Raw genomic sequence first — 9175 nt, 5'->3', positions numbered from 1 at the left:
GGCACGCCGGATGCGGGCACGGACAACCCCCCTCCGCCGGACAACAATGACAAGGGGGGCTGCGCCGCCGCGGGTGGCGCGCCCATGGCCCTGCTGCTCGCGGTTGTCGCCGAGCGCCTGCGCCGCCGCCGCACCGCTTAAGCGCGCCGCTGGGGCAGGGCCTTCGCCGTGCTCCAGGACGTTGCTCGGGTCCGTCCGCTTGCTCTGCGGACGGGCCTGAGGCGGGGGGACGACAGGGCTCGGGGCCACGTCCTAGCATCCCGGCCCTTCTCGCCATGCGTCTCCTCCGCCTGCTCCCCGCCCTCTCCCTGACGGCCATCCTCGCCTGTGCCTCGGGCCCGCACCCTCCTTCCGCCGGGGTGGAGTGGGAGGCCGCGGCGGCCCGAGCCCCCGGGGAGCTGCGGGTGATGACCTTCAACATCGAGTCCGGTGTGCGAGGCCTGGAGGGCGTGGCCGAGGTCATCCGCGGCGCCCGGCCCGACATCGTCGCGCTCCAGGAGGTGGATCTCGGCAGCAGCCGCGCGGGAGGGCTGGATCAGACGGCGGTGCTCGCCGAGCGGGCGGGCCTGCCGTACCACGCGCACTTCCGCACCACGGAGCTCTTTGGCGGCGCCTATGGCATCGCGCTGCTGTCCCGCTTCCCGCTGGAGGCGCTGGAGCAGTATCCGCTGCCCGTGCCGCCGGGCGCGGAGCCTCGGACGGTGGTCCACGCGCTGATGCAGGTGGCCGGACGCGAGGTCAGCGTCTACCTCACCCACCTCATCCGCAGGCCCTTCAACGGCGAGGCCCGCGTGCGCCAGAGCGCGCTCATCGCCGCGCTGCTCGCCAAGGATCCGCGGCCCAAGCTGCTGATGGGGGATCTCAATGACGACCCGGACTCCCAGCCGGTGCGCCTGCTGCGCCGGGAGCTCACGGACGTCGCCGCCGCCAGCGGCCAGGGGGTGGAGGGCACCTACCCGCTGCCGCTGCCGTTCTCGCCCGCGCTGCGGATTGACTACGTGTTCGCCTGTGAGGACTTCGTGCCGGTGCGAAGCGCGGTGCTGCACGTGGGCGCGTCGGACCACTACCCCGTCATCGCGGACCTCCGGCTGAAGGACGCGCCCGAGCCCCAGAAGGTGTCGGGCGTGACGCCCTGAGGCTCAGAGCAGCGTGCCGCGCAGGATGGTGCTGGCCACGGAGAAGTAGATGACCAGGCCGGACACATCCACCAGCGTGGCCACGAAGGGCGCGGACGCGCTCGCGGGATCGAACCCCGCGCGCCGCAGCACGAACGGGAGCATGGAGCCGGACAGCGTGCCCCACGTGACGACGCCCACCAGCGAGAACCCCACCGTGAGCGCCACCTTCCAGGCGTGCTCTCCGTAGTTATGGAAGACGGACTGCCACACCATGATGCGCAAGATGCCCACGCTTCCGAGCACGGCCCCCAGGGCCACGCCGGACGCCACCTCCCGCCGCGCCACGCGCCACCAGTCCTTCAGACGGACCTCGGTGAGCGCCAGCGAGCGGATGATCAGCGTGGTGGCCTGGCTGCCTGAGTTGCCTCCCGAGCTGATGATGAGCGGGATGAAGAGGCTGAGCACCACCGCGCGGGCGATCTCGTGCTCGAAGAAGCCCATGGCGGTGGCGGTGAGCATCTCCCCGAGGAAGAGCACCAGCAGCCAGCCGGCCCGCTTGCGGAGCATGGCCAGGAAGCCCACCTCGAAGTAGGGCGCGTCCAGGGCCTCCATACCGCCCACCTTCTGGATGTCCTCGGTGGCCTCCTCCTGGACCACCTGGACGATGTCATCCACCGTGACGATGCCCTTCATCCGCTTCTCGGCATCCACCACGGGGATGGCCATCAGGCCCTGCTCGGAGAAGACGTGGCTCACCGCCTCCTGGTCCATGTCCTCGCTCACGGTGATGATGTCTCGGATCATCACCTCTTCCACCCGCTTGGTGGGGGCGGCCTGGAAGAGCTGGCGCAGGGAGACGACCCCCAGCAGGTGCTGCTGCGAGTTCAGGGCGTAGGCGTAATACACTGTCTCCACCTTCTCGCGCGTCTGCTTGCGCAGGTAGGTGATGGCCTCGTCGATGGTCATCTCCGGCCGGACTCGGGCGAAGCGGGGGTTCATCAGCCCGCCCGCGTCGTCCTCCTCGTAGGCCAGGAGCGCCTGCACCTCGCGGCGCGTGGACTCGTCCAGCTCGGAGAGGAGGGACTCGCGGGAGTGGGGGGGCGAATCCTGGATCACGTCCACCGCGTCGTCCGGAGCCAGCAGCCGCATCCAGGTGCGGCGCTCGCCCGGCGCCATCGCCAGGATGAGCTCGGATTGCTCCTGCGCGGAGAGCGAGAGGAAGAAGTCATCCGCGGTGGAGTGGGGGACGAGCTTGAAGCTCTCCACGCGCTCGTCGCGGGACAGCGCGGGCCAGGCGTCGCGCAGCTCGTGGGGGAAGATGGGCTCGGGGTCCTGGACGGTCGTCATATGAAGAGGGTTCCCAACGGCACGAGCTCCGTGTGCGAGCCTTCTACCGCTGCTCCTGGCTTTCGTCATCTGCTAGCAAGCAGCCCGCCACGAAGGCTGGGCCCGAGGAGCGGCCGGGCTGCCCTCTCTGGGCGTGGAGCCCTCGCCGCCGGGCGGGGGTTGACCTACCCTGAGCGGAATGTGGCACTCCGCGCTCAGGATCCGGGCTGTTCCCCTCCGGCGGCTCTTCTTCGCCCTGGTGGGGCTGGTGACGTGTGGAGTGTTCGGGCTGGCGTGGCGCGTGGACCGGTTCGGGCAGCGCGAGCGGGCCGTTCCCGCCGACGCGGTGGTGGTGCTGGGCGCTCGCGTGCTGCCGGGAGGTGGGCCCTCGGGGGCGCTGTACGCGCGGGTGGAGAAGGCGGTGGAGCTCTATCGGGGTGGCATCGCGCCCCGGCTCGTCTTCTCCGGTGGGGTGGGCGACAACCCCCCGTCCGAGGCCCAGGTGATGCGCTCGCTGGCGGTGCAGCTCGGCGTCCCGGCCGAGGCGTGCGTGCTGGAGGAGCAGAGTCACTCCACCGAGCAGAACACCCGCTACAGCGCCGAGCTGCTGCGCTCGCTGGGCGCCCGGCGCGTGGTGGTGGTGTCGGATCCGTACCACCTGCTGCGGGCGCGGCAGTACTTCCGGCTGCAGGGCTTCGAGGTGGCCACCAGCCCCGCGCTCCTCACCGAGCGCAACCTCGACGCCGTGGAGCGCTTCTACTGGACGGTGCGCGAGTCCTTCGCCTTGCTGCTGCACCCTCGCGTGCTGCTGGCCCGCCCGCCGGCACCACTCGCGAGCGCGGCGGGCCAGGCGTCGGACACGGCTACTCGGGGATCCTGAGCGTGCGCAGCACCCGCGCGTCCTGGAGCTGAACGCGCAGGAGCACCACGCTGCCGGGCCGGGCCTCCCGGAGGAGCTGCACCAGATCCGCGGCGCCGCGCACGGGCTTGCCTCCGGCCTCCACCACCACCATGCCCGGCACCAGCCCGGAGCGCTCGGCCAGGGAGCCCGGGGCGACGTGGGTGATGAGCGCTCCCGGTGGCAGCCCGCGCGCCTCGAACCGGGACCCGACATCACTGAGCCCCAGGCCGAGCCGCTGGTGGGGCTCCTCCTGAGAGCGGGGATTCTCTCTCTGGGAGAGACCCTCGAGGTCTGGCCGCGTCCCGAGCGTGACCTTGCGCTCCTCCTTCTGGCCATTGCGATAGAACGTGAGCGTCACCTGCGTGCCCGGGCGCATTGTCCCCACGGTGCGCGTGAGCGCGCCCGCCGAGGCGATGGGCCTGCCATCCAGCGCGACGATGACGTCATCCGGCTGCAGGCCCGCCTTTGCGGCGGGAGTCCCCTCGTCGGCGCTGACCACGATGGCGCCCTCGTGCACGGGCAGCCCACCCAGCGCCTCGGCGAGCGCGGGCGTCAGGTCCTGGACGCCCAGCCCGAGCCAGCCGCGGGTGACAGCGCCCTCCTTCTCGAGCTGGGGCAGCAGCGCCTTGACCACGTTGGCGGGCACCGCGAACCCGATGCCCGTGCCTCCGCCGACAATGGCGGTGTTGATGCCGATCACCTCGCCGTTCATGTTGAACAGGGGCCCGCCGGAGTTGCCCGGGTTGATGGCGGCGTCCGTCTGCAGGAAGTCGTCATACGGCCCGGAGTGGATGTTGCGCTCCTTGGCCGAGAGGATGCCCAGGCTCACGCTGGAGGACAGGCCGAACGGGTTGCCGATGGCCAGCACCCAGTCGCCCACGCGCATCGCGTCCGAGTCTCCCAGCCCCACCACCGGCAGGTTCTTCACGTCCTTGCCCTTGAGCTGGATGACGGCCACATCCGTGAGCGGATCCGTGCCCAGCACCTCCGCGTCGAACTGGCGGCCGTCCATGAGCTTCACCTGGATCTCGACGGCGCCCTCCACCACGTGGTTGTTGGTGAGGAGGATCCCCGAGGGATCAACGATGAAGCCCGAGCCAAGCCCCTGGCGCAGGGGCTGCTGGCCTCGGGGGGCGGGCTGCATGAAGGGCCAGGGGAAGCCGCCGCCGAAGGGATCTTCCGGCTCGGGCCTCCCCAGTTGCCGCTCGGGGCCTCGCGAGCGGACCTCCACGTTGACCACCGCGGAGCGCACCGAGTCCGCCAACGGAGCCAGCGATGAGAGCGCTTGGGCCGGAGACGGTGGCATTGCCGGCTCGGGCGCCCGGCTCGCCTCCTGGGAGAGCGGAGAGGCCCCTGGCTCCCCGGCCGGACTCGAAGAAGGTGGCGCCCTGTCACACCCCGCGAGCGCCAGTACCACTGCCAGCCATACTCCTACCGCTCCAGCCGTATGTGCCTTCATCTCACTTCCCCAATGGACAGATCGAATCCTCCTTTCGATAAAGCAGCCGCCGCGCGGTGCAAGTAGGCGGGGAGTCCAGCCGGCGGACGACCTTCTCCAGGATACGGAAGAGCGCCTTGCGGTCGCTGCCATCCAGCATGCCCAGGATGTGGAGCATGGCCTCGTGCAGGAAGCGATCGAGCCGCTGGTAGGTCTCCTGGCCCTGCCCCGTCAGGCGGCAGCGCACCACGCGGCGATCCAGGGTGATGCGCTCGCGCTGGACGTGGCCCTCGCGCTCGAGCCGGTCCACCACTCCGGTCACCGTCTTCTCGGTCACCCCGAGCCGCCGAGCCAGCTCTCCCATGGTGAGCTGGCCGTCCTGGCCCAACCACAGCAGGGCGTGGACCTGGGGTGGAGTCAGCTGGAGCTCTTCGCAGGTGCTCGCGATGGGATCACGAAGCGAGCGGCGCCGGCCGAGTGCGTACAGCAACTGCTGGAGCTGGGAGACGTCGCCGACGAGCTCTTCCTCAGGAGGGATGTTCCGTGACACGGAAATTTCTTTATCGAGCACCCCATATCCGGTCAATGGTTTCTCCGGAGACGTGTGAAGCTTGACGTGGAACCTTGCGCCGGATGAGGAACCTCTTATGCGCTCAGTCCTGATGGCCCTGCTGTTGGCCTCCGCTCAGTCCGCGCTCGCCTCGGAGCGTGCCCTGGTGTTCGCGGCGGCGAGCACCACCGAGGCGCTCCAGGAGGTGGGCCGCGCCTTCACGAAGGAGCAGGGGGCTGCGGTGGAGTTTGCCTTTGGCGCGTCGAGTGATCTGGCGCGGCAGGCCGTGGCGGGTGCTCCCGCGGACGTATTCCTCTCCGCCGACACGGCGAAGATGGATCAGGTGGAGAAGGCCGGGCTCATCCAGGCGGGCTCCCGGGTGGAGCTGCTCTCCAACCGGTTGGTGGTGGTGGTGCCGGCGGACTCGAAGCGCGAGGTGTCCTCCGCGGCGGATCTCCGAGAGGTGAAGCGGCTGGCGCTCGCGGATCCGGCGGCGGTGCCCGCGGGCCTCTACGCGAGGACGTGGCTGGAGAAGGCGGGCGTGTGGAAGGAGCTGGAGCCTCGCGTGGTGCCCGCGCTGGATGTGCGCGCGGCGCTGGCGGCGGTGGAGGCCGGCAGGGTGGACGCGGGAGTGGTGTACGCCACGGATGCGGCCCAGTCGAAGCGCGTGCGCGTGGCCTTCACCATCCCGGAGGCGGAGGGGCCGCACATCGTCTACCCGGCGGCGGCGCTGGCCAAGGGGAAGGCCGCCGAGGCGGGTCGCGCCTTCGTGAGCTTCCTCCAGGGTGACACGGCCCGGCGCATCTTCGAGCGCTATGGGTTCATCGTCCTTTCTGGAAAGCCGAAGCCGTGAGCGAGGGCGAGCTGCCTCTCGTGATCTTCTCGCTGGCGGTGGCGGCGCTGGCCACCATCGTCATCCTCCCGTTCGGGGTCGCCGTGGCCTATGGCCTGGCTCGCTGGCAGGGCGCGGGTAAGGGATTGATCGAGACGCTGCTCTCGCTGCCGCTCGTGTTGCCGCCCACGGCGGTGGGGCTGGTGCTGCTGGAGGTGCTGGCGCGCGGCAGCCCGGTGGGGCAGGCGCTGGATGCGCTCGGCATTGAGGTGGTCTTCACTCCCAAGGCCGTGGTGCTGGCCAGCGCCATCATGGCCTTCCCGCTGCTGGTGCGCTCGGCGCGCTCGGGCTTCGAGGAGGTGGATCCGCGGCTGGTCGCGGTGGCTCGGACGTTAGGGGACTCGCGGGCCCGGGCCTTCTTCCGGGTGACGCTGCCGCTGGCGTGGCGCGGCGTCCTCACCGGGACGCTGCTCGCGTTCTCGCGCGCCCTGGGCGAGTTCGGTGCCACGGTGCTGGTGGCGGGCAACATCCCGGGGCGGACCCAGACGCTGGCGCTCGCCATCTTCCACCGCACCCAGCTGGGACAGGACGCGGAGGCGCTCCGGCTGGCGGGCATCGCCACGTTGATTGCCTTCGCCGCCATCTACACCACGGAGTTCCTGTCCCACCGCCGCGGAGCCCGGGCGCGCGCATGATCGAGGTCTCCTTGAGACTGCCGCTGGCGCGCTTCCCGCTCGAGGTGGAGGCGCGCTTCAGCTCGGCCTCGGTGGCGGTGATGGGCCGCTCCGGCTCGGGGAAGACGTCCCTGCTGGAGTCCCTGGCGGGGCTGCGCCGAGGGGCCCGAGGCCGGCTCGTCGTGGGAGAGCGCGTGCTGTTGGACTCAGGCTCGGGCGTGGACATGCCGCCCGAGGCGCGGCGCATGGGGTACGTGCCTCAGGATTCGCTGCTCTTCCCGCACCTCACCGCGCGGGAGAATGTGCGCTTCGGCGTGCGCAAGGGGCGCCCCTCGCGGGTGGACGAGGCCGTGGCCTTGTTGGAGCTCGAGCCGCTGTTGCACCGCTACCCGGCCACGCTCTCCGGCGGCGAGCGTCAGCGCGTGGCGCTCGCGAGGGCGCTGGCGACGGCCCCGGCGCTGCTGCTGTTGGACGAGCCGCTGGCCGCGCTGGATGTGGCCCTCAAGGAGCGGGTGCTGCCCTATCTGCTGCGCATCCGAGATGAGGCCCGGGTGCCGCTGCTCTATGTCACGCACCAGCTGGGAGAGGCGCGGGTGCTGGCCCAGGAGGCCCTGCTGCTGGAGCAGGGGCGGGTGCGCGCGGTGGGGCCCGCGGACTCGGTGCTCGGCGGGGCCACGCGCGGCGTGCTGGGGATGGAGGCGGAGGAGAACATCCTGGAGGGCACCCTGGAGCGGCCGGCGGAGGGAGGCCTGAGGCTGCGCGTGGGCGAGGGGCTCGGCCTCTGGGTGCCCGATGGACCGGAGCTGGCCGCGGGGGCGCATGCGGCCTACGCGGTGCTCGCCGAGGACATCCTCCTGTCCACGGGCCCGCTCGCCGGCATCTCCGCGCGCAACGTGTGGGAGGGGACCGTGAGGCGCATGGAGGAGGCGGGCGTCGGAGACCGGGTCCTCCTGGTGGAGGTGGCGGGAGCGCCGCTGGCGGTCCGGGTGACGGATGCGGCGGTGCGCGAGCTGGGGGTGGTGAAGGGTGCCCGCGTGTTCCTCGCGGTGAAGACCTCCGCGTGCCGCCGGCTGCGCTGAAGCAGTCAGATGTCCGCTGCCGCTGCTCCGTGTGTCATTCTCAGGACAGTGGACCCTGGCAGGAGTCCAGGGGACTCCAAAGCGCTCATCCCGAGTCGATTCCGTCCCAGTCCTTGGCTAAGGAAGGATCTTCCGCAGGAGTCTCATGCACAGCGCATCCTCGCCGGCCCTTTCTCCCCACATTCGCACGGTGGGGCGCGCGCTCCCGCCGCATTACGCGAGCCAGGAGCAGCTCATTGGCGCGTTCCGGGAGCTCTGGGCCCAGAAGCACTTCAACCTGGAGCGGCTGGAGGATCTGCACCGCGCGGTGAACGTCTCGGGGCGCTTCCTGGCGCTGCCCATCGAGGAGTACGCGCCGCTCACCTCCTTCCAGCAGCGCAATGACGCGTGGATCCGCGCCTCGGTGGAGCTGGGCGAGCAGGTGGTGCGCCAGGCCCTGGACAAGGCGGGGCTGACGCCGAAGGACGTGGACCACGTCTTCTTCGTGACGGTGACGGGGCTGGCGGTGCCGAGCATCGAGGCGCGGCTGGCCAACCGGTTGGGCTTCCGGCGGGACTTCCGGCGCACGCCCCTGTTCGGCCTGGGGTGCGTGGCGGGCGCGGCGGGAGTGGCGCGGGCGGTGGACTACCTGCGGGCGTATCCCCGCCACACGGCGCTCGTGCTCGCGGTGGAGCTGTGCTCGCTGACGCTGCAGCGAGAGGATCTGTCCATTCCCAACATCATCGCCTCGGGGCTCTTCGGGGATGGGGCGGCGTGCGCGGTGCTGCAGGGCGCGGAGGTGAGCGCGCCGGGGCCTCGTGTGGTGGACTCGCGCTCGGTGTTCTACCCGGACACCGAGCGCGTCATGGGCTGGGACATCGTGGACTCGGGCTTCAAGGTGGTGCTATCCGCCAAGGTGCCCGTGCTGGTGCGCGACAACGTGCGCGACGACGTGGACACCTTCCTCGCCTCGCACGGGCTGAGGCGCTCGGACATCCGCCACTGGGTGGCGCACACGGGCGGCCCCAAGGTGTTGCAGGCCTTCGAGCAGAGCCTGGAGCTGCCAGCCGCGGCGTTGACGCGCTCGTGGGCGTCGCTGAAGGAGGTGGGCAACCTCTCCTCGGCGTCCGTGCTCTTCGTGCTGGGCGAGACGCTGGAGTCCCAGGAGCCCCAACCGGGGGACTGGGGAGTGCTGATGGCGATGGGGCCGGGGTTCTGCGCGGAGCTGGTGCTGCTGCGCTGGTGAGCCTGCGCAGTGGGAGACTCTTCCTTCGTTCT

Annotated in this window: 9 protein-coding genes; 6 read left to right on the top strand and 3 right to left on the bottom strand. The window is 70.9% G+C overall.

Annotation, left to right across the window (positions count from 1 at the left end; translation table 11 throughout):
- Positions 1 to 275: 275 nt before the first annotated feature.
- Positions 276 to 1136 carry an endonuclease/exonuclease/phosphatase family protein gene (locus ACJ8AT_RS26480; RefSeq protein ID WP_407740650.1) on the top strand — a complete coding sequence of 287 codons (861 nt, stop codon included), beginning with the start codon at positions 276 to 278 and terminating at the stop codon, positions 1134 to 1136.
- Positions 1137 to 1139: 3 nt separating this feature from the next.
- Here ACJ8AT_RS26480 and mgtE read toward each other — a convergent pair whose 3' ends face one another.
- Positions 1140 to 2465, bottom strand: coding sequence for a magnesium transporter (mgtE, locus tag ACJ8AT_RS26475; protein ID WP_407740649.1), 1326 nt, complete (start codon positions 2463 to 2465; stop codon positions 1140 to 1142).
- Between the two features lie 178 nt (positions 2466 to 2643).
- On the opposite strand from mgtE, the gene ACJ8AT_RS26470 reads away from it, so the two are divergent.
- On the top strand, positions 2644 to 3324 hold the full coding sequence (locus ACJ8AT_RS26470; protein WP_407740648.1) for a YdcF family protein: 681 nt from the start codon (positions 2644 to 2646) through the stop codon (positions 3322 to 3324).
- On the opposite strand, the gene ACJ8AT_RS26465 is transcribed toward ACJ8AT_RS26470, so the two are convergent.
- The gene (locus ACJ8AT_RS26465) at positions 3308 to 4804 is read right to left on the bottom strand and encodes a Do family serine endopeptidase (protein ID WP_407740647.1); all 1497 of its coding nucleotides are present in this window, start codon (positions 4802 to 4804) and stop codon (positions 3308 to 3310) included. The genes ACJ8AT_RS26470 and ACJ8AT_RS26465 overlap by 17 nt on opposite strands.
- Before the next feature lies 1 nt (position 4805).
- On the bottom strand, positions 4806 to 5333 hold the full coding sequence (locus ACJ8AT_RS26460) for a MarR family winged helix-turn-helix transcriptional regulator (RefSeq protein WP_407740646.1): 528 nt from the start codon (positions 5331 to 5333) through the stop codon (positions 4806 to 4808).
- 97 nt (positions 5334 to 5430) lie between these two features.
- Here ACJ8AT_RS26460 and modA point away from each other — a divergent pair, with 97 nt between their 5' ends.
- The 4 genes from modA (at position 5431) to ACJ8AT_RS26440 (ending at position 9143) form a co-directional block, all read left to right on the top strand.
- Positions 5431 to 6186, top strand: coding sequence for a molybdate ABC transporter substrate-binding protein (modA, locus tag ACJ8AT_RS26455; protein ID WP_407740645.1), 756 nt, complete (start codon positions 5431 to 5433; stop codon positions 6184 to 6186).
- 20 nt (positions 6187 to 6206) lie between these two features.
- The gene (gene modB, locus ACJ8AT_RS26450) at positions 6207 to 6860 is read left to right on the top strand and encodes a molybdate ABC transporter permease subunit (protein WP_407740644.1); all 654 of its coding nucleotides are present in this window, start codon (positions 6207 to 6209) and stop codon (positions 6858 to 6860) included.
- Entirely contained in the window at positions 6857 to 7918 is a 1062-nt protein-coding gene (modC, locus tag ACJ8AT_RS26445) for a molybdenum ABC transporter ATP-binding protein (protein ID WP_407740643.1), read from the top strand. Before modB ends, modC begins: the two co-directional genes overlap by 4 nt.
- Before the next feature lie 145 nt (positions 7919 to 8063).
- On the top strand, positions 8064 to 9143 hold the full coding sequence (locus ACJ8AT_RS26440; protein WP_407740642.1) for a type III polyketide synthase: 1080 nt from the start codon (positions 8064 to 8066) through the stop codon (positions 9141 to 9143).
- The last annotated feature ends 32 nt before the right edge of the window (positions 9144 to 9175 follow it).

The sequence above is a fragment of the Hyalangium sp. genome (assembly GCF_045802625.1).
In the GTDB taxonomy this organism is placed as follows: Bacteria; Myxococcota; Myxococcia; order Myxococcales; family Myxococcaceae; genus Hyalangium.
This window is presented reverse-complemented; position numbering and strand designations above follow the sequence as displayed.

Coding starts and splice junctions, on each gene's coding strand:
- ACJ8AT_RS26480 (WP_407740650.1), top strand. CDS start 276: ATGCGTCTCCTCCGCCTGCTCCCCGCCCTCTCCCTGACGGCCATCCTC.
- mgtE (WP_407740649.1), bottom strand. CDS start 2,465: ATGACGACCGTCCAGGACCCCGAGCCCATCTTCCCCCACGAGCTGCGC.
- ACJ8AT_RS26470 (WP_407740648.1), top strand. CDS start 2,644: ATGTGGCACTCCGCGCTCAGGATCCGGGCTGTTCCCCTCCGGCGGCTC.
- ACJ8AT_RS26465 (WP_407740647.1), bottom strand. CDS start 4,804: ATGAAGGCACATACGGCTGGAGCGGTAGGAGTATGGCTGGCAGTGGTA.
- modA (WP_407740645.1), top strand. CDS start 5,431: ATGCGCTCAGTCCTGATGGCCCTGCTGTTGGCCTCCGCTCAGTCCGCG.
- modC (WP_407740643.1), top strand. CDS start 6,857: ATGATCGAGGTCTCCTTGAGACTGCCGCTGGCGCGCTTCCCGCTCGAG.
- ACJ8AT_RS26440 (WP_407740642.1), top strand. CDS start 8,064: ATGCACAGCGCATCCTCGCCGGCCCTTTCTCCCCACATTCGCACGGTG.